Raw genomic sequence first — 23,144 nt, forward strand, 5'->3', positions numbered from 1 at the left:
CCTTCTCGATCATGTACGGTTTGACCGCAGCGACCACGATATCGGATGCGGCGACGACCTCGGCGGCATCGTGGCAGGCGACCATGCCGCGCGCCTCGCAGCGCTCAACCAGTGCGTCGTAGCGACCCGCACAGGCGCACATGTCGCTCGCAGCTACACCGGCAGCGATCCAGCCATCGGCCATAGCGCTCGCCATATTGCCAAAACCGACAAATCCAATCTTCATATCGCATAGTCCTTTCAGACACATTCCTCAAAACGAAAGGTATTGTCCCACGCCATTGTTTCGTATTGCCGACCTATTTGTGATACGGCTCGCCACGGCTGATCTTGCAGGCACGGTAAATCTGCTCTAGCAGCACCACACGCGCCAGGTTATGCGGCAAGGTAATGTGTCCAAAGCTGAGCATCTCGTCGGCGCGGGCGCGCACCTCATCACTCACGCCGTCCGAACCGCCGATTACAAAGGCAATGTCGCTGCTGCCTCGCAGCATAAGATCGTCGAGCCGCGCCGAGAGCTCCTCACTCGAACGCTCCTTGCCCTCGATAGCCAGCAGGATCACATGCGCCCGAGACGGCAATGCAGCAAGAATTGCCGCCCCCTCCTTGTCGCGCGCGGCATCCACGCCGCCCGCCTTAGCCGGGTCGATATCGGCCACCTCGCGGATATCAACCTTGGCATAGGCACCTAGGCGCTTGGTGTACTCAGCGCACGCGTCCTTCCAAAAGCGCTCCTTGAGCTTACCGACGCAAACGACGGTGTATTTCACGCGCGTCTACTCCTTCGAATCGTTTTGAACTTTGCTGGCGGTCAGCATCTGCTCGAACATCGAGGCCGACTGCGAAAAGTCGCTCGGCAGCACGACCGTCGAGGTTTTACCCGTGCGAGCGAACTCCGTCATCATCTCGGACCACTGCGTAAACATGAACAGTTGGTTGGCCTCGTCATTGCCGACACCCGTCTCTTGGATGATCTCGAGCGAATCTTTGATACCCAGCGCGATGGCCTTGCGCTGGTTGGCGATGCCCTCGCCCGCCTTTTCCATTGCCTCGGCCTCGGCGGTCGCCTCGGTGACGCGCTTGATGCGGTCGGCCTCAGCGAGCTCCTGTGCCGCAGCGCGCTTGCGCTGGGCAGCGTTGATGTCGTTCATGGAGTTCTCGACCTCGGTCGGCAGCGCGATTTTGGTGATGAGTGTCGACACGAGGGTGAAGCCGTAGGCAGCCATCTGCTCGGACACGGTGGCATTAACGTCCTTGGCGATGTCATCCTTCTTGGCAAAGACCTCATCGAGTGTGTAGACGGGAATCGAAGAGCGCAGAGCGTCGGTGATGAAGTCACGCATCTGGTCGACGGGCTCCTGCAGCATATAGTAGCTCTTGTAGATGCCCGAATCTGCCGGGCCGGCGCCCATGTCATAGCTCACGTGGTACTGAGCAGAGACCTCAAGGCCGATGGTCACGTTGTCCTGGGTCTTAACGTCGATGCCAAAACCGTTTTTCATGGTGCGCAGACTCACCGTGGCGGCCTTGCGGTCGATCACGGGCACCTTCATGTGGAAGCCCGCGTTGACGATGCGGTTAAACTTGCCCAGACGCTCAATGATCACGGCATGCTGTTGTTCAACGACATAGCAGGCGTTAGGAAGCAGCAGCAACAGGATGATGATGGGAATCAAAAGGCTGGTAAGGGCGGCGATGATACCGGACAACAGCATGGTCTCTCCTCTGATAGGCACACGTTGGCACTAGGATACCCGCACGAAGCAGCAACATGACATCAACAAGAGGCCCATAACAAAAAAGCTCCCATTGCTGGGAGCTCTTTCATTTAATGGTGCGGGCGAAAGGACGTCCGCGTATCCGCTTCGCGGATCCGCACCGGCTTCGGCCGCCTGCCGGCGTCCTCGCCAGCTCGCTAAAAACGCTCCGCGTTTTCTTTACGCTCGCTCCTTCACAGGTTCAAGTCCCTGTGATGGGCCCATAACAAAAAAGCTCCCATTGCTGGGAGCTCTTTAATTTAATGGTGCGGGCGAAAGGACTTGAACCTTCATGGGGTTGCCCCCATACGGACCTGAACCGTACGCGTCTGCCAATTCCGCCACGCCCGCGTGCAGGAATTAGAATAACGGAGCGCCACCACGAACGCAAGAACTATTTTTGAAAAAGTTTGCAGGCATTCTCCCAAGCGGCTTGCGCGATTGCCTCAGCATCCTCGCCGGTACGATCGACACGGTCGTTGACCAGCGTGTTTGCCGTAATGGAGATCATTGCGGGCTCGCATTCAAGACCGCGGATGGGCTCCGGAGCCATATACGGGCAATCCGTCTCGAACAAAATTCGATCGAGTGGGGTTGCCGCAAATGCCTCGCGCACATCGTCGTTGCGCTTAAAGGTGGCCGCACCGCCATAGGCGATATAGCAGCCCAAATCCACAAAGCGCTCCATCGTGGCGCGGTCCTCGCCAAAACAGTGCAGCACACAACCAGCCTGGGGCACACCCACCTCGCGCAGTACGTTGTACGCATCAACGTGCGAGGTGCGCTCCCCATCCGAGTCCTCGTGACGCAGGTGCAGCTCCACCGGCACATTGCGGCGCACGGCAAGCTCGAGCTGGCGCGCCATGCAATCAATCTGCACGTTATGGGGTGCCGGCGCGATATCGTCGTCATAGTCCATGTGATAGTCCAGGCCGATTTCGCCAATACCGGCGCATAAGGGGTCATCAAGTGCGGCAACGACCTGTGCATGAACGTCGTCGGTATAGTCCGGCGCGCCATACGGATGCACGCCGGCAAGATACTTGATCTGCGGGATATCCTGCATCGGAAGAATCTCGCGCACCAGCCAGTCGCTATAGTCCGCCACGCTGCGCTTGTCGGCAATGGGGTCGAACATCGTCACCAACAGGTCGACGCCCGCGGCTTTGGCACGCAGGAGCGTCTCGGGCACATCCTTGCCCCAAAACGAAAGCAGATGTGCATGCGTGTCGGCAAGCGGCGCCAAAGGCACGGGACAAGCAACCGTCTTCTTTTTCTTGGTAAACGTCACGCGTTCGGCATTAGGCATCATGGATTAGCTCCCGGGCCAGACGGACAAAGTCGGCAACATCGAGCGTCTCGGCGCGCGTGGTGGGTGCGATACCGCAAACCTCAAAAGCGGCATCGAGCACGTCCTTGGCAAAACCGTTGGCGCTCATGGAATTGCGGATGGTCTTGCGACGCTGAGCAAATGCAGCATCAATCACGCGGGCCACAAATTCGCGATCGAGTCCTTCGGGTACCACGCCGTCAACACGGTCGATACGCACGACGGCCGAGTCCACGTGCGGCGCCGGCATAAAGCAACGCGGCGGCACCTCAAAGCGACCCGTCACCTGCGCATACAGGCCGAGCTTTGCCGTATAGCCGCCATAGGTCTTGTTGCCCGGCACTGCGGCAATGCGATCGGCAACCTCCTTTTGCACCATGACGACGGCGCGCTTGAGCGCGGGCATCGTCTGGAAGAACTGCAGGATGATTGTCGCCGCCACGTTATAGGGCAAGTTCGCGACAAATACCGTGGGCTCGCCGCCGGCGGCCTGCTCAATCTGCTCCGGGCCCACCTTAAGCGCGTCGCCCATGATAAAGCGGAAGTTGGCGTAGTCGGCGGCGTGAGCATCGAGCACCGGCTCGAGCTCGGGATCTGCCTCAATCGACGTAACGCACGCCGCCTCCTGCAGCAGGGCCAACGTCAGCGTGCCGCAACCCGGGCCGACCTCGAGCACGCGCTCATCGCCCGCAAGCTCAGCGAGCTCACAGATACGTTCGATCACATGGTTGTCGATCAGGAAGTTCTGGCCCAGGCGATGCTTGGTCGCAAGGCCAAACTCCTCTAGCAGCTCCCTAGTTGCCGTGGGGTTTGCCAAAGGCGAAGTTGTCATGGTTGCCTCCTTAACATGGTGGCTGCATCGTAAAGCAAAAGGGCATGGACCGTTGCGGCCATGCCCTTACAGCTAAACAGCAAATTGCCGATATGGCGCGCAGCGGCTTAGCCCAGACGCGGGAACAGCGGCTCGCCCTTCTCGACGGGCTGACCACCGGCAAGCAGGCCCCAAGCGCAAATGCCCTTGAGGTCGTCGCTCGCGGCCTCGTCCTCGCAGGACAGGCGGCGCAGGGCCTCGGCAGAAGTCTGGGGCATGAGCGGCATCAGCAGGTGAGCGGCAATGCGGATGGCCTCGAGCAGGTTGTAGATCACAAACGCCAGCTCGTCAGCCTTGGCCTCGTCCTTGGCAAGCGCCCAGGGCTCGGAGTCCTCGATGTAGTGGTTGGCGGCATGGATGAGCTCCATGACCTCGTCCTTAGCTCCACCATAATCGAGCACGTCCATCTTGGCCATGTAGCGCTCGACCAGACCATCGGCGATCTTTGCCAGCGGGTTGTCGAACGCATCGAACGATGCGGGCTTGGCGGGCGCGCAACCATCAAAGTACTTGCCGCTCATGTTGAGCGAACGCGAGATAAGGTTGCCCCAGCTGTTGGCCAGGTCGGCGTTGTAGACCTGCTCCATGCGATCGAAGCTGATGGCACCGTCGGTGCCGGGGACGACGTCGGTCATAAAGTAGTAGCGATAGCCCTCGACGCCCAACATGTCGATAACGTCCTGCGGAGCGATGGCGTTGCCGCGGCTCTTGGACATCTTCTCGGCCTTGCCGGTCTCGGCATTGCGCACGGTCAGGAAGCCGTGGGCAAAGACGTGCTCGGGCAGGGCCTCGCCGATGGCCATGAGCATGGCGGGCCAAATGACGCAGTGGAAGCGGATGATGTCCTTGCCCACGATGTGGAACTGCGCGGGCCAGCGATAGGCCAGCTCGGCACGCGCCTCGTCGGTGTCGACACCGTAGCCGACGGCCGTCATATAGTTGAGCAGCGCATCGAACCACACGTAGGTCACGTGACCCTCGTCAAACGGGACCTGAATGCCCCAGTCAAAGCTCGTACGGCTCACGGAAAGGTCATTAAGGCCGCCCTCGACAAAGCTACGTACCTCGTTCATGCGGAACGCAGGCTCGACAAAGTCGGGGTGCTCGTCGTAAAGCTTGAGCAGCTTGTCCTGGAAAGCGGAAAGCTTAAAGAAGTAGGACTCCTCCTGCACGCGCTCAAGCGGACGGTGGCAGTCGGGGCACAGGTGCTGGCCGACGCTGCCGTACTCCTCGTCGCCCTTCTGGACCTGCGTATCGGTGAAGTAGGTCTCGTCAGGCACGCAATACCAACCGTCGTAGCTGCCCTTATACAGGTAGCCGGACTCCTTCATGCGCTCCCACAGGTACTGCACGGCATGATGCTGGCGCGGCTCGGTGGTGCGGATGAAGTCGTCGTTGGAGATCTCGAGCTTGCTCCAAAGCTCCTTGAAGTGCGGAGCCTGGCTGTCGGTCCACTCCTGCGGCGTCATGTTGTGCTTGGCTGCGGCCTCGGCGACCTTCTCGCCGTGCTCGTCCATGCCGGTCAGGAACTTGACGTTATAGCCGGCGGAGCGACGATAACGGGCCTGAACGTCGGCGATGATGGTGGAATAAGCCGTGCCCAGGTGCGGATCGGCGTTGACGTAGTAGATGGGCGTCGTGATAAAGAACGAAGGCTTACTTTGATCCATGGGGTTTGTCCTCCAGAAAAACGTTGCATACAGGGGATGATTCTAGCGCAAGGGCTGGATATCCTCCATCTATTGCATATCGAGCACCATGGCATAGACATCGCGCTTACGGCGCGAGTACTTCTGCGACAGGCGCTTGGCCACCGCAGAGGCGGGCTCTCCCTCCTCGAGCGCGGCGCGGATATCCTCGCGCAGAGCCTCGTCGGGATCCGCTGCCGCGGCGCCAACCGGCACGATACCGGCCTCCTCATCTTCGCTCGGCGGCGCGATGACCAGCGCAATCTCGCCCTTTACCTCGCCGCGAGCACGCAGCTCCTCGGCGAGCTGGGCGGCGGGCCCGCGCAAGACCTCCTCGTGCAGCTTGGTGAGTTCGCGGCAGACGGCAACCTCACGTTGGGGAAAGACCTCCGCCACGGCCTCGAGCGTCGCCACGATGCGATGTGGAGACTCGTAGAAGATGAGTGCGCCGGGCACCACGGCAAGACGCTGCAGTCGGCGCACGCGGTCGCCGTGCTTGCGACCCAAAAAGCCTTCGAAGAAGAAATGCTCGCAGGGAATGCCGGACGAAACGAGCGCCGTGACGCAAGCAGAAGGCCCGGGAATAACTTCGACGGGCACATCGGCCTCACGCGCCGCCTCGACCAGCGCCTGGCCGGGATCGGACACGCTCGGCATGCCGGCGTCCGAGGCAAAGGCGAGGGTCTCCCCCGCCAGCAGGCGGTCGACCAGGCCGGCGGCGCGGCTGGCGATCACATTCTCGTCGCAACGGACAAGCGGCTTGGAAATGCCCAGGTGCATCAGCAGCTTTGACGTCACACGCGTGTCTTCGCAGCAGATGACATCGGCAGCGGCAAAGGCTTCGCCAACGCGCGGGGACAGGTCGCCCAGGTTGCCGATGGGCGTGCCGACCACATAGAGTTTGCCCGTATGGGCGCTGTTTTGCGTCATATCAACCTATTCAATCATGCCGCGCTCGAGCGTGCCGAGCGCCGCGCGGGCGTCCCATGCTGCAATGCGCTTCTCGGTCTTCCACGTTTGGAAGAACCAACCGGCAGCCGGCGCAAACGAAGCCAGCTGATTGGCGATAAACACGCGCTCGTAGGCATTGCGGCCCTCGGGCGTAACCGACGAGTTGGCAAAGATCGCCGCGCCCGACCATTCGCCCACCAGCACGGGGAACCCAGTTGAAATCGCTTCTTTAAGCTCGCGCTTGTTACGCGAAATCGCCGTCGTCAGCCCGCGGGGGCTCGTGATGTCGAGCGCATGCTCGTCGCGGTAATGGTACAGGTGAAGGTCCATGTAGACGTTCTTGTACTTGGCGCCGCGCATAAAATGCTTCCACTCGCTGGGATGCCCCGACGACGAGAAAACGACGATCTTATCCTCGGGCATATACGAACGGACGAGCTCGTAAGCATCGCGATAGAAATTGCGCAGGTAGTGAGCAGGAATGCCATCCGTCATGGTGAAGAGGCTCTTGCGGACACTCATCTGCGGCGTATCCAGCAGCTCAATACCCAGCAGGCTCTCGGCCTCGCCGTAGCGATCGGCCAAGCGCTCGAGCACGTCGAGTGCGACATGACGACCGTTGGTGGACGAATGCCACTCGGCAACAGCCTCCGGCGTGGCGGGCGAATCGTTGGAATCGCCCTGGCCACCGGGCACAGTCGCCAGGTCAAGCAGCACGCGAATGTTGTACTTGGCAGCCCACTCAATCGCGCGGTCGATGTAATCGACAACCGAGATGTAGGAGGCATCGGACTCCTGTGAGCCAAAGGCATACCAAGGCACCGGCAGGCGCACGGCGTTGAGGCCGATCTGCGCCATGCGACGGAAATCGTCCTCGCTCACAAACGTCTCGTAATGACGGCGCATGCGCTCGTTATAGGCGGCGGTGCCCATGGCCTCCTGCAGCTCGGCCGCGTTGGATGCACCGGTCGCCGCGTATAGCGACGGGGTCACCCAAGGCTCGGGAATAAACCAGCCAGAGAGATTAACGCCGAGTATCCTCTCCATCACTGCCCCCTTCGGATCGTGCAGGCCGAGCCTGCATCGTATTGCATAGGAAAAGTATCGTTTTGAGTATACCCGCGCATGCGGACAGACGACCGAACGGTCTGTAAAGTGGCGCAAAAGTGGGAGGAATGTCTGAGCGGGCGGGCCCGAGATGTGCACGCACGTCGGAAGTAAGCGCCGGAAAGCGCATCCCACTCTGAAGCCAAATTCCGGGACGCAATTTCCGCAGAGCCCTCAATAAAAGAAAAGGACCCCTTTGCAGAGGTCCTAGTCAATTCAAGGTGGCGGGGAAGGGAATCGCGTCCGCGCGCTGCGCGGACGGACCGCTGCGGCGCTTGCGCGCCTTGCGAGCTACGCTGGAAAACGCTTGCGCGTTTCCTCAGCTCCGCGCCCTCACGGGGTTCGATTCCGTGCATGGGCTACATAAAAGAAAAGGACCCCTTTGCAGAGGTCCTAGTCAATTCAAGGTGGCGGGGAAGGGAATCGAACCCCTGACACGAGGATTTTCAGTCCTCTGCTCTACCAACTGAGCTACCCAGCCATTTGAGGTGTGCCTTGTTTCAAGGCTTGATTAGTATAACCAAGGACGCGTTCCGGTCAACCGAGAATTTTAAAAAAGTTTTTGAGCACAGCCTCGGTTCTATAAATCGGCACGTCAGAGGCATCAGCCGGCAGCAAGAAGTTTTTCACTCAGAGCCGCACGGGCAAACTCACTTGGCGTCATCCCCTCGGCAGCCGCCCGTCGACGAATGGCCTCCTTCATTCCCAGAGGAATCTTGACCGACAGCGTTGCCGTCCCCTCACCTGAGAGCGGGGGCCGTCCATGCACGATCCCACCAACGGTGTGTTCGCCATCCGGAAACTCTCCGCGCTCGTACGACTCGCACCACGCGTCAATCATTTCATCCGTTACAACCTGACCATTAGCGGCCGTATACGTCTTGCCCATCATCGACCCCTTTGCCGAGCCTGTTCAATCTCCTGCCAAAATTTCTTCTGGACTGGAGACAAGGCATGAATGATAAGCCACCCACGGACAAGCTCGACCGCGACAAGCTCCACGCTTCGTCCGTCTGGGAGCCATCCAATCGCAAGCCATCTCGGCGGCTCGTCCTTCGACTCGCGACGAATGCACTCAGTAACCGCAAGCCAAGCGCTAAGCACCTGCTTTTCCGTCAGGTGCTTTTTAGCGTTGGGATGAATCTCAACATCCATGCATCTTCTCCTCCATCTTACCCAATTTCGTATGACGAAAGTCCACTGTCGCCAATTCTTAAGCCGGCACGCGTTGGAGAGCAGGGGTCGAAACAATGATTGAAGGACGCTCTAGTACGGCCCAGGCGCCGGGGCAGGAGCACATGCGCCAAGGGCGGACGTTTTCGTAGCGCGCGAGGATATTGCCGTCGCGATCGATGAAGGCGATGTCGATGGGATAGGCCATAAAACACGTATGGACCGAAGAGCAGCGTGGAAACGCCATGACGAGCGGCAGGCCGTTGGCGGCAACCGGACGCCGTCCCAGCATGCCGCGCAGGCGCACGACAAACGACTCCGCCACCACAAACTCGGCCGGCGTCCAACCCAGCCTATTGAGTGCCCGCGCGTAGACGATGTAGGACGAGACCGCGGTCACATGACCACCCCCGGACGCCATGGATCGACCGTCACCGCACGCTCGTGCGACAACGTTGTCGGCGCCCCCAGCGGAACGCCAGCGATGCTGAGAGAAGTCGGCCACGGCTCATAGTGCATGGTGCAGGTGTAGGTCCTAAACGTACCGGATAGGGAGAGCAGGCCACCATCCGATGCCTCCGCGCCTTGCTCGCTCGACACTTCGATCTGCAAGTCATAGCCTTCCATGGCATTCAGAATTTGAGTCTGAACCGTCGCCGAGGCATCGGCAGAGCTTTCGTCGCCCTCCCCCTCCGACGCCACGGCGTGCGCCAACACGATGTCGGGCACCACGCGGTCGAAGCGCGCAACAGCGCTGGCAAAGATCATGACGTTGTACACGATGAGTGCCAGCACCAGCAAAACGGGCGTAACCACTGCCATCTCAACCGTCGCTTGGGCGCGCTCCTCGCGCAGACGCATGCGGATACTCATTACGACCCACCGCCCAGAGCGCCAACCAGCGTGGCGACATCGACGGTGAGCGGGATGGAGCCGCCGCCGGGCAGAGGAATCTCCGCAAGTGTGAACACCGTACCGCTAATGGTGCGTTCGACTTGATATTCCAACGCCTCGCAAAGCGCCTTGGGATCGGTCACGCCCAACGGAATACTTCGCAGTTTGTCTTGCGTTTGAGAGAGACCCGCAATGTCAGACCCCGGACTCTTAATGACGTTGGCGGAATCGGTCAGCACCGGCTTTCGCAGGCGCAAGTCGCACGGTTCCAAACCCAGCGCCGCCACGGACGCCGAAACGGTATCGCCGAGCCACGATGCAATGGAGCCCAACGCACCGCTGCCCCCTCCTAGGTCTTTAATCATCTCGTCCATAAGTTCGTCGGCCGAACCTTGGATGTCTCCGTATCCCACGAGTAGCCGTCCCCAAACATCCATGACGCCGTCGAGCACGCCGGCAACGCCGCCCGAGCGTTCCTTCAATGTCGAGAAAAATCGCGAAAGCACGTTGTTTTGCGCCGTCGCCTCATCGGGCGCCAGCACCGCGGCAGAGATAGCACCGCGATCGCCAAGCCTGACTGCCGCGTTAAACGAGGAGTTAAGTTGATCGGGGCTGGTAATGTCACCCGAAACTGCAAAGGCGACCACGCCGTTGCGGCCAGGTGGGGCGATACGCGGGCGCTCGCCGGAAAGCGCTTTAATGGCCTGGTCAAACGCATTGCCCGCACGGTCGGCCTCATCCTCGGTCTGACGCTCAAGTTCGAGTTCTTTGTTGCGGCATTCGACGTAGTCTTCCAGAGCCTCTTTGAATCGATCAAAGTGGTACTCAAAGCCGTTTTCGATAGAAGTCGAAGGAGCCGCAACGGCACCGAGCGACGAAACACCAAAATGGCATCTATTGCATTTGTCCTGCCCGTCATAAGCAGCAACCGAGGCCAGCCCGCATGGCGCCCCCTTCTTATAGTTGGGGCAACTCGTTCCGTAATGCAGATACGTCTTGCCATCGATGGCACTGGTTGGCCACACCGTATCGGTATAGAGTTCCGTCGCTCGCACCTCGTCAGTGTTGCGCGGCAACAGCGGGATATAGGAAGCGACTTCATCTCCGTCCTCGGTTACATATGCACGATTGACCTCTGTACTCGCATAGGTGTAAAACGCCTTGCGCGCCGCCGACTCCGCCTTCGTCTCGACGCTTGAACCCTGCGGTTTTTCGTCTGCCAGGCGTTGACGGTAGTAGGTCTTCGCGCGGTCGAGCGCCACCTGTGGCTCCCACGAAATGCTCGAGGCATAATGCGGGTTCTGCTCACCCGAGAGCTTTGCCAAACTCCTCGTACGTTCCCACATGCATGAACAGCTACCGACCGAAGCCGGAACCGATCCACCGCAATCCGCAAGCCAGGCGCGTTCTTTTGCTTTCGCCGTCTCCTCCAAGGCCTTCTGCAGCTCATCTGCTGCGCGCTCCAGATCTTTCGATGTGTCTTTAATGGCATCGGTCGAGATCTCAGAACCCTCGAGCGCAACGAAATCCGACTCGGACGTCCTGGGCACGGCAAGCGCCGTACCGGTATAGGTCACACTATCGGTATCCTGCGCCGACACCGCCTGCGTGGCACGCGCGGCAATCAGATACGGCAGAGCCGTCTCGATTTTCTGCAAGCCTTCCGATGCGCTTTTGGCAAACTTGTTGCGCGTTTTAATGATCTCAATCCCGGTGTCGACCATATTGCCGGCAACTGGTTCGGCACCCGGGATGAGGATGGCGACCAGGCCCGTCCCGATCGTGGCAAACCCCGCTAGCCCCAGACTCAAGATGCTCGCATCAACCACCGTGGCAGCCGTGTGATAGGACGACACTACGTTGGCACCCGCCAGCGCGCCGCTATCGGCCGCCACCTGGGTGTCCCCCGCGCGCGACATGCTCCATATCGCCGCGGTCGACGAAAACAACAACGTGAGCACCACTAGGATGACCACGGCAGAAGAAAGCGTGGTGTAGGCACCGTCTTCGATAAACAGGTCGATACCGGCGCGGCCCATAAAGCCGCCTCGCTTGCGATGGCAGCTCGGACGGCGCGTCAAAACGCGTCTAGACCAGAAACGCTTAATCCCATGCAGCAATCCACGAATCATAATCTCCCTCCAGCCATTCGGGACGTGATTGATACGAGACATCGACCTTGAGCTCAACGTAGCCACCCTCGGCGGTACCACCCATAGCCTGCGCAAACGCACCGATCACAGGCAACGGCTTGACCTCGCCGGAAACGGACACGGACGAGACGCCACCCGCATCGGCCCGGCTAAGCTCAATATCCCACGACAACGGCCCGCCGGCATGAAAGATCGAAACGTTGGGCACTGCGGCAAGCCGGCGGCGGGTGAACTCCTTAAGATCGTCGTCCTCCGCCGTCGTCGTGATCATGAGCCGCGCGGTCTCGGCGGCGGCAGACTCCATGACCGCGCGCGTATAAAGCAGGCACACCGGTTGCAGTGCGAGAAGGATGAGCGTCAGAAACGTCGGCAGCAAAAAAGCGGCCTCGACCGTAGACTGCGCCCAGTCCTCGCGCGCGATATCAATACAACGCGATGTCCTTAGCGCCCGCAGCGGCGTCGATAACCGACGTCGAGGCAACGCCATGGGATGCCGCCCGCTCAACCAGCGCCGCCAAGCGTCCATCGGTGCCAGCACGCCAAAGTCCCACAATCGCCAGCACGATCGATAACAGCGCCACCGTGACGATGGCGTATTCCACAGTCGCTTGGGCAGATTCCTCGCGCAGGACGTCATGCATTTCACGACCCCTCCTTTGAGTTCGATGCCTGCGGGCTCAGGCGGATCACGCGCAGGCGGCACGAGGCATCGCCGGCATCCGCGGCAACCGTCACCATATCGACCCAGCCGCGCCCATCGCGCACGATGGCGCCCCATACGTTGCCCTTAATATCAAGATAGCCGCTCAGGGCGAGCTGGGCCGTTGGCACCTCGCGGTAGGCGCGTAACATATCCGCCGCTGCCTCGGTCATCGGTCGGTCCTCAGACCATGCAAGCCGGACCGTAATCGCGTTGTCCCCAGGCGAATCCGTCGCAGTGCCAGACCGCTTGTCGAGCGTCCGCAGAAAGGTTTGCGCCGTGACAGCGACATCCGAATCGTCCGCATCTCGCATCTCATCTTTTTGAGACGCCACCGCCGAATCTGAGCCCGAATCGAAGGCGGCCCCAGGACGCTGCTGCCGCGCGGCGTTAAGCCCCCAAAGCACCGCCGCTATCGCCACGGTCAGGCAAGCAAACACCAGCAGCACCCCGATGGGGCGCTCGCCCTCTACAGGCTGTTGATGCCCTCGCTGATAGCGTTCCATAGATCTTGGACCTTGCCCTTAAATGCGACGATGGCGATAATCGCGATCACCACGAGCACGCCGACCAAGATGGCATACTCGGTGGTACCCTGTGCACTCTCCTCCTGCAGTAGCTCCTTGGCGCGCTGACGAACATGTGCCGCCCGGCAAAACGCCCAGCCCTGGACCTTGCCAGCAGCGTCAGTCATCGTGTTCATGTATTCCTCCCTACATCATCCCGCCTGCTCCCAGCAGCGGGCCCAATATGGACAGAAGCAACGCCGGCAAGATGAGCGTGCCGGTGGGAATCAGCAGCTTGACGGGCGCACGCTCAATCTCGCGCTCGACCGCGGCGCGATGAGCCGCACGGATCTCGCGACTTTGAGCGGCCAGTGTCTCGGCAAGTGGGGCACCCAGGGCGAGTGCCTGCCCCACCGTAATGGCAAAGGTCTCGAGCGCTCGCACGTCCAGGTCGCGCGCGGCGGCCAACAACTCGTCCTCACGCGTGCCCACGCCCACCTGCCACGCCATGCAGGCCCGCTCAAGGCGAAGAGCCAGCACTGACCGGCGGTTGGCGCAGAAAATCTCAAGCGCCGCATCAAACGAAAGGCCGGCCGAAAGACCCAAGCGCACAACATCGATCATCTCGGACACTTCGCCGAGCGACACTCGCGCCGGGCCGCCCGCTCCAACCGCGCCCTTCACTCGCGCGGTCAGGGCATCGACCACCGAGCGACCCGCGGCAGCGACCAGCACCGCCTCGCGCTTGCAGGCCCCTGCGATCTTGCGCGCATCCGCCCGATCCAAACCCGTCGCGACAAATACACTCAGGGCACACAGGCAAGCCACAACTGCAACCAGGGCGCTCATAGCTCCACCCGCATAATGCGCCGGATAACCACCAGGGCAACGACGTTGAGGGCTAGACCCAGCACCACAGCGCCCGCACCGGCAGGCGTCGCAAGACCGCGACGAAAATCTGCCGAAAGCAGCGCCAACACCGCGCACATGCCCGCCGGCATCGCCGCGACCATATGCGCAGACATGCGAGCCTGCGACGTCTTAACATCCAGGCGGCGCTTGAGCTCAATGCGCTCCCCCACCATGCTCGACGCCTCGGACAGTAAGTCGGCAAGCGGAGCACCGGTGCGCTGAGACACCTTAAGCGCCAAGGTCACAAGCGAAAGGCCGGGGGCGTCGATGCGCACGAGCAAGTCATCGAGCGCGTCGGTCGCCGAGATGCCGCAATCGATCGCCGCCGCTACCCGCAAAAACTCGGTATGCACCGGTTCTTGCGCATGAGCGCCCACAAAGCGCATGCCCTGGGCCAGCGAATGTCCCGAGGCAAGCGACATGGAAAGTGCGGTAAACGCCTCGGGCATGGCCTCTTCTGCATCGTGTTGCTCGCGCCGGCTCTCAAAGCCATCCCGAGCGGCGCCAGCGGCAATCGGAGCAACAAGTCCCAAGGCAAACCCGAGGGGCGATAACGACACCATCGTTAGCAAAACGCAGCAGACACCGCTCGATAGCAGCAGAAACGCCAAACGCCCCGAAGCATCTTCGATCACGAGGCCAAGGCGACGCGCCGGAGCCAGCGATGCCCACGAACGGGCAATCTTTTTCAGCAGATCGTTTTCCACCAACTCACGCGGCAGCTTCTCTGCCACCGTCTCGAACGCCTGACGCGCCAGCTCCGCCGGCGGCACCTGCGGCACACGAGGTTCCGCCCCGCACGCCGTCGCGACAGAAAACCCTGCCAAACCCCCTACGACGAGGGGCACAGCGACCTCCATTCGTCCACCTCCTCTTGTGTGAGCGTCCCCGACCGCAGGCCTTCTGCGATAAACGGCGGCTCGCGGTCAAGCGTCCAGGTGCGCTCGGCGGCATCGAAAGTCACATAGCGCTCGAGCTCTACGCCGCCCGACGCGGCGCGACGCACCCCCGAATACGAGGAGACGAAGCGCCTGCCATCGGCGTGGCGCTCGGACATCACGATGCCGTCGAGCGCCATGGCAATCTGCTCTTCGATGAGCTCGCTCGGCAGATCGATGCCATAACGTGCAAGCAACGTCAGACGCACCACGGTCTCCTGCTCGGAACCCGCATGAAGCGTGGTGAGCGACCCGTCGTGGCCCGTGTTCATGGCCTGCAACATGTCGCAGCACTCGGCACCGCGCACCTCGCCCACCACGATGCGGTCGGGGCGCATGCGCAGGGCATTGGTCACCAGGTCGCGGATCGTCACCGCGCCCTCGCCCTCAATTGAAGCCTCGCGCGCCTCTAGACGCACCACGTGCGGATGATGCGCAAACTTGAGCTCGGCAGAGTCCTCGATCGTCACGATGCGCTCGCCGGTGGAAATCTCACATGACAACGCGTTGAGCAGGGTGGTCTTACCAGATCCCGTGCCTCCCGCAACCGCCAGGTCCTGTCGCAGCGACACCGCGCACGACAACAGCTGCGCATACCAAAGCGGCAGCGACCCCAGCCCCACAAGCTCGTCCAGCGAGCAGATGCGGTCCGAGAACTTTCGGATGGTGAGAATCGGTCCGTCAATCGCCACAGGCGGAATCACCGCGTTGACGCGATAGCCCGTTTTGAGGCGGGCGTTGACGATGGGGCTGCGCTCGTCGATACGGCGGCCAAGTGGCGAGATGATGCGGTCGATAAGCACACGGATCTGTTCATCATCCTCAAACGCATGCTCGATGGGGTGCAAGACGCCGCCGCGTTCAAAGAAAGCCGAGCGGCAGCCGTTGATCATGATCTCGGTAACGGTGTCGTCCTCGATGAGCGGCTGCAACGGCCCCAGGCCCACTACGTCATCCAAAATCTCGTCGATGATGGTCTCGCGCTCGGTCGTCGCGAGATCGGTCGGTTCCTCAACATTGAGCGCCGCCTCCACCGCGGGACGCAATTCCGAGCGGGCAAGTGCCGGGTCGATATAGGCGCTGATACGCGCCACTTCGTCGTAACCCATGCGGTCCATCACGGCGCACTTGGTGCGTCGTTTCACCGCGCGGCGACGCCCCGCATCTACAGGCGCTGCCCCCGCTGCAGCGCCGGCAGCCTTAATCCTCGTTTGCAGGCTCATCGCTGATCACCCTCGCGCGACCAGGGAAGGCGGATACGCGGGCGTTCGGTGCGCGTTGCACGGTCGGCGACCATATCGCTCCAAGGGCCGACGGCGCACCCCAGTTCCACGAGCATCTCGCGCGTGGCCTCGCGCACGCTGGTCGCAAAAGCGCTGGTCTGCCCCACTGCCTCATCAGCGCGCCCAAACGCCATGAGCGCGGCGAGATCCTGCCCGCCATCGGCGATACGAATCTTGGAGCTCAACGCACAGGCAATCTCAAAGCGCATGGCGACGTCCTCGTCTGCCCCGCGCGCACCGAACCGGTTGAACACGGCGCTCATGCGCGTGCGCGGCACACCTACTCGACTTGCCAGTTCAATGACGCGCGACGCCGATGTCGCGGACGACACCGCAGCATCGCCAACGATCAGGCAGCGGTCGCTCGCCGCCACCGCAGCCGCCACGGCGTCGCCCCAAAAGACCGAGGTATCGATAAAGACTACGTCGGATTCGCGACGCAAAACATCAAGCAGTAGCTCCACCGGACGTGCCATGAGCTCGGCTTGCTCGGGCGCCGCAACGGGACCCCAGAGCGTAACGCCTGGCGCCACGCGCATCGATGTGGCTACGATATCCGGCTCGGTGAGCGCGCCCGCCGCCGCCGGCTCGATAAGTGCCGCCATATCGCGCGGAGCATCGACGCCTAACAAGTCGTAAAGGTTTCCAAACATCAGGTCCAGGTCGAGCACGGCGGCACGCAAGCCCAACAGCGACGATGTGTGTGCCATGGTGGCAACGATCGTCGACTTGCCGCAACCGCCCGAACCCGAAATGGCGCAGATGACCGGAGCTCGATGCTGCGGAGCGGCAGCGTCTGCCGGCGGCATCGGAGGCGGCGGGGCGGGCGTCGGCGACAGCGTCCCCGTCTCCCCCGCCGCAACCACACGCTGCGTCCAAGCCGGCATGGCAGCTTGTTCGGTCTGCAAGGCAGGCTCGTTCTGTGCAATCTGCTCATGCTGCATCAGCGACAACTCGCCGCACCCGGCAAAGCCCTCAACTTCGTCGAGTTCATCCGCCAGATTCACGCCGTGCACGTATCCCATATCTACAGCCGGGGAGTCGCCAGCATGCTGTGCCGGCCCTCCAGCGTCATCGTATACAAGGGGGTTCCGGGGGCGCCGACCATGCTCGGCTTCCGCTTTTCCATAATCATCAACACGCGGGCCTCTTGTAGCGCGAGGCGCCCCGGGTTCCCTATCAACAAAAGCATCGGGCTCAATCGTCATGCGCCGATCGGAATCAACCGCTCCCTCGCCCGCGCGCCCGTTGCCGCATATACTGTGCGCAGCGATGACCTCGGTCGCCCCCGCGCGAAACAGTCCCTCGATATCCGACGGATCGAGCGCTTCTATCAACACGACCACGCGACTCACGCGGCCTTCGGCCGTCAGGCGCGCAACAGTCTTGCGCACATCTTCGATATCAAACAGAGACGCCGCGATGATGGCAGCCCCGCGGCGCGACGGAAACGCCCGCGCCATGGAAACCAGCCCGTCCAGGTCACCCACGCGAAGCACCTGTGCACCCGCATCACGGCCCTCGACTTCCTGCTGCAACAGCCCGTAATCGCCGCACGCGCAGCACGCAAGCCAGATCGCCTTCATCACTCGTCGCCTCCGCTCTTTTTGCCGCGCGCCGTGGCGGGAATCGTCAAGCTGACCGTTCCCTTGCCCGAGGCTCCCAGCAGTTCCTTGACGTCTTCGGGGTCAGCCGCCAGCGTCACCCATTCGATCTTGCCCTCGCGCGTGGCACCGGAATTCTCACTGGTATCGATCACGTGCGCGCCGCACAGTCGATCGGTTACGCCATCTTTTTGCACGTACACGTCCACATAGCTGCCCACGCCCGTGGCACCGCCGACCGAGTGCTCGGCATCGACCGCCACCGAAACGGCGACCTTGCCCTTAGGCACCTCGAGCTTGTGGCTCTCGGCCTTGGTGTAGACATTGCAGATCACGGCGTTTTTGGGAATACGTGAAGTCGTCACGTCGCCGCGTACCTGGCGCAGCTCGGTCGCCGCGTCACGCGGCAGCAAACTCGTCAGCCATTCCTGGGTTATGACATTGGTCTCATCGAGGGTCTCGCCCACATCGATATCGCGCGCCGCGACGCATACCTCGACGCGATCGCCACCGTACTTGGCCAAGGTCTCAGCCTGGACCTGTTCGGCTTGCGAGCGGATCGACGAGCCGTAAACCATGCAGAGCAGAGCAGCGAGCACGCCCGCGACCAGACTGATGGCGATGCGCTTGCTCTTGTTCACGGCCGCTCCTCTCATGGCAGTGCCGGGCGAATGCCCGTACCACCATTGTCTGGGTGGTCAGAGTGCAAAGCGGCGCAATCGCGATCTTGGTTTTCGATGTCAAACCAATCGCTGACCAAAAGCTGACCAGCCCGTCAAGCTCGTGGCAAGGTTTTGGTCAGCACGTCAGCAAACTGCATGTTTCGAGGCTTTTCCGCAGCAAAAAAGCCGTCTCCCGAACAGTTGGGAGACGGCTGTCATAGGAAAAATCAATTACAGATGGACATCGGGATCGAGCATTTGAGCGCTCACGCGCATGGATGACGCCAGGTTTTGGAACGTTTCCAGACGCAGGCTGTCGATCTGCCCGGCGTCCTCGGCCTCGCGAACGGCGCAGCCCGGCTCATGGGTATGCGTGCAATCGCCAAACCGGCACGCGTGCGATGCCTCGACAATCTCGGGGAAGGCGCACGCCAGACCCCGCTCGTGACCCACGAGCGGTAGGCTGCGCAGGCCCGGGGCATCGGCGATCACGCCGGCGTCGCCCGGCAGCGCCACCATCACGCGCGCGACGGTAGTGTGACGGCCCTGGTCGTCGCGTTCGCGCACACCGCCGGTCGCCAACGTATCGTGGCCCAGCAGTGCATTGAGCAGCGTCGACTTGCCGGCACCCGACTCGCCCAGAATCATGGCGCAGCTCCCGGCAGGCACGCAGGCACGGACCTCGTCCAGGCCGCGGCCCTCGGCAGAAGACGTCACGATCACGCGCACGTCCGGGCCCACTAGGCGGCGCACGCGGTCCAGATCGCGCTCGAGCTCCTCGGCATCGCAGCGGTCAGCTTTGGTGAGCACCACCACCGGCTCGGCATCGCAGTCGAGCGCCAACACCAGCGAGCGCGCCACGCGGTCGAGCAGCACCTCACCGGCACCGAGCGCCTGCACGATTAGCACGCTATCCACGTTGGAGCAGAGCACCTGGCGCTCTCCACGGGCACGGCCGCGCCAACGCTCAAAGCTCGTACGGCGTGGCAGCACGCACTCAATCACGCCCATATCGTGCCCGGGAGCGCGGCGCACCGCCACACGGTCGCCCACGGCAGGCAGCAGGACCTCGTCCTCGCCGCGCGACTTGGCAAACCCCACGGCATGCTCGGCGCGGAAGGCGTCATCGGCAGTCGCCACCAGCGGAAACCCGCGATCCAAGCGCACCACGGCGCCAAGCTGCATCTGCTCGGGCTCCTCGGCATGTGCGCAAAAGTCGTCAAATGCCGCCTGCTGAGCTTCATCGACCGGCAGGTCATCGAACGCCGGAACATCCTGCAGCGCGTCGAGTCCCGGCACGTTTGCCAGCAGCTCCTCGGCTGATGCGGGGGCCTCGGTCGCAAGCTTCCGACGACGATCGCGCTTAGCCCGCGCCCCCGTCGTCTTTTTCTTCGCTTTAGCCTTAGCCTTGCCCACAAGCGCCTCCCAGCACCATAAATCACAACTGAGCAGGTATTTTAAATCAAAAAGAGCTGGCCGGGCAAAGCCCGACCAGCTCACAAACTTTCCCTCAGCCCTTTTCATCCGCACGGGAGAAAAGCCAGCAAGGATACCGCAGGGCCCGCCCGCCGGGAGGGGTTTCCTAAGGGCACATCCCGCAGCCGCAAAGCGGCGAGGACGTGCCCGTGGAAACCCCGCAGGCGGTCGGGCCCGGACAGGTACGTTACTCCTTCTCGACCGCGCGCATGATCGCCTTGTAGATCTCCATAAGCGGGATGATCAGGAAGGCCAGACCCAGCGCGGCAAGAACGCCCTTGAGCTCAAGCGTCACAGGGCCGAAGAACATCTCGGCAAGCGTCGGCTGCACGGTCACGATCACCGTCAGCACCAGTGCCAGCGCGGCGGAAGCCCACAGCCACTTGTTCTGCTTCTTCATGGTGAACAGCGACGCACGACGGCTGCGCATATTGAAGCAGTGGAAAATCTCGACCATGTTGAGCGTGATGAACGCCATCATCACGCCTTCCTCGTCGGCATTGCCGGCGATCATATCGGCGATGTGGATGTAGCCCATGTCAAAGTACACGCCCACAAAGAAGCTCGCCAGCACCAGCACGGTGATGATCAGGCCCTGGACCACGCAGTCCAGACCCATATGTCCGGCAAAGACGCCGTCCTTGGCGTTGCGCGGCTTGCGCTTCATGATGTCGCCCTCGGCATCCTCCATGCCCAGCGCGAGCGCGGGGAAGCAGTCGGTGACCAGGTTCACCCACAGCAGCTGCACCGGCTGAAAGATGGTAAAGCCGATGAGCGTGGCGATAAACACCGAGAACACCTCGGCAAGGTTGGCCGAAAGCAGGAACTGGATGACCTTGCGGATGTTGTCGTAGATGCGGCGCCCCTCTTCGCAGGCACCGATGATGGTGGCGAAGTTGTCGTCGGCAAGTACCATGTCGGCGACGTTCTTGGTGACGTCGGTACCGGTGATGCCCATGCCCACGCCGATGTCGGCGCGTTTGATGGACGGGGCGTCGTTGACGCCGTCGCCCGTCATGGCCACGATCTGGTCGCGTGACTTCCATGCCTCGACGATGCGGGTCTTGTGCTCGGGCTGGACGCGGGCGTACACGCCGTAGTCCTCGATGTGCGCGTCGAGCTCCTCGTCGCTCATGCGATCGAGGTCGGCACCGGTGATGGCATGGCTGCGATCGGTGACGATGCCCAGCTGCTTGGCGATGGCCACGGCGGTGTCGATGTGGTCGCCCGTAATCATGACGGTGCGGATACCGGCGTCGTGCGCCTCGCGGATGGCGTCGGCGACCTCGGGGCGGACCGGGTCAATCATGCCGGACAGGCCGCAGAAGACCAGGTCATGCTCGAGCGCGGCGGGGCTGCAGTCGGCCGGGACCTCGGTGTAGGTGCGGCTCGCCAGCGCCAGCACGCGCAGGGCCTCGTCGGCCATGGCCTTGTTGGCGGCCACGAGCTCGGCGCGACGCTCCTCGGTCAGGGGGACAACCTTGTCGCCCTCGTAGATATGGGTACACAGGCCGATCACCACGTCGGGCGCGCCCTTGGTGTACTGCTCGTACTCGCCGTCCAGGGTCTCGACGACCACGGACATCATCTTGCGGCCCGAGTCAAACGGGGCCTCGCCCACGCGCGGATGCTCGGCAGTCAGGCCAGTGAGCCCCGCCTTGCCGGCATCGTTGACGAGCGCACACTCGGTCGGCTCACCCACAGCCTCGCCCAGTTCCTCGTCCCACTGGGCGTCGGAGCACAGAGCCATGCCGGCCAGGAACTTCTCCTTAGGCGCAGCGAGCTCGTGCTTGACGACGGTCATCTTGTTCTGGGTGAGGGTACCGGTCTTGTCGGAGCAGATGGTCTGTGTGCAGCCAAGGGTCTCGACGGCGGATAGCTTGCGGATGATTGCCTGGCGCTTGGCCATCTTGGTCACGCCAAGCGACAGCACGATGGTCACGACGGCGACCAGGCCCTCGGGGATGGCAGCGACGGCGAGCGAGACGGCGACCATAAAGGTATCGAGCAAGGCTGTCGGGTCGGTGAGGACGTTGCCCACGCCGTGACGGATGATGTCGACGCCAAAGATGACGACGCAGATGACGATAACCATGATGGTAAGGATGCGGCTGAGCTCGGCGAGCTTCACCTGCAGCGGCGTGAGCTCTTCCTTGGCCTCGGCCAGGGCGCCGGCGATCTTGCCCATCTCGGTGTTCATACCGGTGCCGACCACGACGGCGCGACCGCGGCCGTATACCACGGTGGAACCCATGTAGCACATGTTCTTGCGGTCGCCGAGCGGCACGTCGTCGATGCCGGCGGCGAGCTCAATGACGTTGGCATGCTTCTCGACGGGCACGGACTCGCCGGTAAGGGCGGCCTCCTCGATCTTCATCGTGGCGCTCTCGAGCACACGGCAGTCGGCCGGGACGGAGTCGCCCGCCTCGAGCATGATCACATCGCCGGGCACGAGCTCGGCGCTCGGCAGGTGCACGAGCTTGCCGTCGCGCAGCACCTTGGACTGCGCCGCGCTCATCTCCTGCAGGGCCTCGAGGGCCTCCTCGCTTTTAGCCTCCTGAACCACGCCCAGCACCGAGTTGACGATAACGACGAACATGATGATGGCGACATCGGCAAAGTCCGCCTCGCCCTTGACCATGCCCGTGAGCGCGCTGATGACGGCGGCAACGATCAGCATGATAACCATGGGGTCGGCCATCTGCTCAAAGAAGCGCTTCCACAACGGCGTCTTCTCGGCTTCCTCGAGCTTGTTAGGGCCTGTCTTGGCGAGGCGCGACGACGCCTCGTCGTTGCTCAGGCCGAGGTTCTCATCGACACCTTGGTCGCTGAGTACCTCCGCCGCGGCGGACAGGTATTCCTTTTGCATATAGAGTCCCCTCCTGGGATTCGGGCCACTCAGCAGATTGATGCCCGATCATAATTCCCAGGAGAAGGGCAAGGGCTCATCAAGGCTGCCGTGCTGAGCGGCAGTTGATAGTGGGGCTATGGTACCCCAAAGCGGCGCGTCTAGCCAAAACATTCCAATTGGAAACACGGCTCGAGTGCAACGATGCAGACCGTGTGATGCTCAACATTGATAAAACGTTTTTTCTTCGGTGCATCATCAAACTGAAATATCGCCCAGATAGCAGCGGTC

23 protein-coding genes and 2 tRNA genes are annotated in these 23,144 nt (G+C 61.9%); all 25 read right to left on the reverse strand.

Features of this window, described 5'->3' with window-relative positions:
* A partial coding sequence (locus tag ABHR75_RS04935) for a pyrroline-5-carboxylate reductase family protein (RefSeq protein ID WP_346963794.1) occupies nt 1–226 on the reverse strand: 226 nt, incomplete at its 3' end.
* A gap of 73 nt (nt 227–299) precedes the next feature.
* Entirely contained in the window at nt 300–770 is a 471-nt protein-coding gene (gene rlmH, locus ABHR75_RS04940) for a 23S rRNA (pseudouridine(1915)-N(3))-methyltransferase RlmH (protein WP_161145120.1), read from the reverse strand.
* A gap of 6 nt (nt 771–776) precedes the next feature.
* On the reverse strand, nt 777–1,715 hold the full coding sequence (locus ABHR75_RS04945; RefSeq protein WP_161145121.1) for an SPFH domain-containing protein: 939 nt from the start codon (nt 1,713–1,715) through the stop codon (nt 777–779).
* A 306-nt stretch (nt 1,716–2,021) separates the two neighbouring features.
* Nucleotides 2,022–2,108, reverse strand: a tRNA-Leu gene (locus ABHR75_RS04950).
* A 43-nt stretch (nt 2,109–2,151) separates the two neighbouring features.
* On the reverse strand, nt 2,152–3,069 hold the full coding sequence (locus ABHR75_RS04955; RefSeq protein ID WP_161145122.1) for a TatD family hydrolase: 918 nt from the start codon (nt 3,067–3,069) through the stop codon (nt 2,152–2,154).
* Entirely contained in the window at nt 3,059–3,919 is an 861-nt protein-coding gene (rsmA, locus tag ABHR75_RS04960) for a 16S rRNA (adenine(1518)-N(6)/adenine(1519)-N(6))-dimethyltransferase RsmA (RefSeq protein ID WP_161145123.1), read from the reverse strand. The genes ABHR75_RS04955 and rsmA overlap by 11 nt, the downstream gene beginning before the upstream one ends.
* Before the next feature lie 107 nt (nt 3,920–4,026).
* On the reverse strand, nt 4,027–5,628 hold the full coding sequence (gene metG, locus ABHR75_RS04965) for a methionine--tRNA ligase (protein WP_161145124.1): 1,602 nt from the start codon (nt 5,626–5,628) through the stop codon (nt 4,027–4,029).
* Nucleotides 5,629–5,697: 69 nt separating this feature from the next.
* Entirely contained in the window at nt 5,698–6,576 is an 879-nt protein-coding gene (rsmI, locus tag ABHR75_RS04970) for a 16S rRNA (cytidine(1402)-2'-O)-methyltransferase (protein WP_035136820.1), read from the reverse strand.
* A gap of 6 nt (nt 6,577–6,582) precedes the next feature.
* Nucleotides 6,583–7,644, reverse strand: a complete 1,062-nt coding sequence (locus ABHR75_RS04975) for a glycoside hydrolase family 5 protein (RefSeq protein ID WP_138113978.1) — start codon at nt 7,642–7,644, stop codon at nt 6,583–6,585.
* 468 nt (nt 7,645–8,112) lie between these two features.
* Nucleotides 8,113–8,185, reverse strand: a tRNA-Phe gene (locus tag ABHR75_RS04980).
* Nucleotides 8,186–8,308: 123 nt separating this feature from the next.
* Nucleotides 8,309–8,593 (reverse strand): ATP-binding protein, encoded by a 285-nt coding sequence (locus ABHR75_RS04985; protein ID WP_035137167.1) that lies wholly within the window; start codon nt 8,591–8,593, stop codon nt 8,309–8,311.
* A gap of 324 nt (nt 8,594–8,917) precedes the next feature.
* On the reverse strand, nt 8,918–9,298 hold the full coding sequence (locus tag ABHR75_RS04990; RefSeq protein WP_138113976.1) for a DUF192 domain-containing protein: 381 nt from the start codon (nt 9,296–9,298) through the stop codon (nt 8,918–8,920).
* Nucleotides 9,274–9,750, reverse strand: a complete 477-nt coding sequence (locus ABHR75_RS04995; RefSeq protein ID WP_055285913.1) for a TadE/TadG family type IV pilus assembly protein — start codon at nt 9,748–9,750, stop codon at nt 9,274–9,276. The genes ABHR75_RS04990 and ABHR75_RS04995 overlap by 25 nt, the downstream gene beginning before the upstream one ends.
* Entirely contained in the window at nt 9,750–11,903 is a 2,154-nt protein-coding gene (locus ABHR75_RS05000; protein WP_229030338.1) for a hypothetical protein, read from the reverse strand. The genes ABHR75_RS04995 and ABHR75_RS05000 overlap by 1 nt, the downstream gene beginning before the upstream one ends.
* A complete protein-coding gene (locus ABHR75_RS05005; RefSeq protein WP_138113974.1) occupies nt 11,875–12,411 on the reverse strand; it encodes a TadE/TadG family type IV pilus assembly protein in 537 nt (178 codons plus the stop codon). Before ABHR75_RS05005 ends, ABHR75_RS05000 begins: the two co-directional genes overlap by 29 nt.
* Nucleotides 12,347–12,565 carry a hypothetical protein gene (locus ABHR75_RS05010; protein ID WP_138113972.1) on the reverse strand — a complete coding sequence of 73 codons (219 nt, stop codon included), beginning with the start codon at nt 12,563–12,565 and terminating at the stop codon, nt 12,347–12,349. The genes ABHR75_RS05005 and ABHR75_RS05010 overlap by 65 nt, the downstream gene beginning before the upstream one ends.
* Nucleotide 12,566: 1 nt before the next feature.
* Nucleotides 12,567–12,797 carry a hypothetical protein gene (locus ABHR75_RS05015; RefSeq protein WP_138113970.1) on the reverse strand — a complete coding sequence of 77 codons (231 nt, stop codon included), beginning with the start codon at nt 12,795–12,797 and terminating at the stop codon, nt 12,567–12,569.
* A 296-nt stretch (nt 12,798–13,093) separates the two neighbouring features.
* Nucleotides 13,094–13,327 carry a hypothetical protein gene (locus ABHR75_RS05020; protein WP_089572694.1) on the reverse strand — a complete coding sequence of 78 codons (234 nt, stop codon included), beginning with the start codon at nt 13,325–13,327 and terminating at the stop codon, nt 13,094–13,096.
* Nucleotides 13,328–13,337: 10 nt separating this feature from the next.
* The gene (locus tag ABHR75_RS05025) at nt 13,338–13,979 is read right to left on the reverse strand and encodes a type II secretion system F family protein (RefSeq protein ID WP_117746903.1); all 642 of its coding nucleotides are present in this window, start codon (nt 13,977–13,979) and stop codon (nt 13,338–13,340) included.
* Entirely contained in the window at nt 13,976–14,869 is an 894-nt protein-coding gene (locus ABHR75_RS05030) for a type II secretion system F family protein (protein WP_229030340.1), read from the reverse strand. Before ABHR75_RS05030 ends, ABHR75_RS05025 begins: the two co-directional genes overlap by 4 nt.
* A gap of 5 nt (nt 14,870–14,874) precedes the next feature.
* The gene (locus ABHR75_RS05035; RefSeq protein ID WP_138113966.1) at nt 14,875–16,203 is read right to left on the reverse strand and encodes a TadA family conjugal transfer-associated ATPase; all 1,329 of its coding nucleotides are present in this window, start codon (nt 16,201–16,203) and stop codon (nt 14,875–14,877) included.
* On the reverse strand, nt 16,200–17,849 hold the full coding sequence (locus ABHR75_RS05040; protein WP_161145129.1) for a nucleotide-binding protein: 1,650 nt from the start codon (nt 17,847–17,849) through the stop codon (nt 16,200–16,202). Before ABHR75_RS05040 ends, ABHR75_RS05035 begins: the two co-directional genes overlap by 4 nt.
* Nucleotides 17,849–18,508, reverse strand: a complete 660-nt coding sequence (gene cpaB, locus ABHR75_RS05045) for a Flp pilus assembly protein CpaB (protein WP_227790272.1) — start codon at nt 18,506–18,508, stop codon at nt 17,849–17,851. The genes ABHR75_RS05040 and cpaB overlap by 1 nt, the downstream gene beginning before the upstream one ends.
* Nucleotides 18,509–18,760: 252 nt before the next feature.
* Nucleotides 18,761–19,714 (reverse strand): ribosome small subunit-dependent GTPase A, encoded by a 954-nt coding sequence (rsgA, locus tag ABHR75_RS05050; protein WP_175406139.1) that lies wholly within the window; start codon nt 19,712–19,714, stop codon nt 18,761–18,763.
* A 478-nt stretch (nt 19,715–20,192) separates the two neighbouring features.
* On the reverse strand, nt 20,193–22,874 hold the full coding sequence (locus ABHR75_RS05055; RefSeq protein ID WP_138113960.1) for a cation-translocating P-type ATPase: 2,682 nt from the start codon (nt 22,872–22,874) through the stop codon (nt 20,193–20,195).
* Nucleotides 22,875–23,144: the final 270 nt, after the last annotated feature.

Source organism: Collinsella aerofaciens (genome assembly GCF_039752955.1).
Classification (GTDB): domain Bacteria; phylum Actinomycetota; class Coriobacteriia; order Coriobacteriales; family Coriobacteriaceae; genus Collinsella; species Collinsella aerofaciens_BI.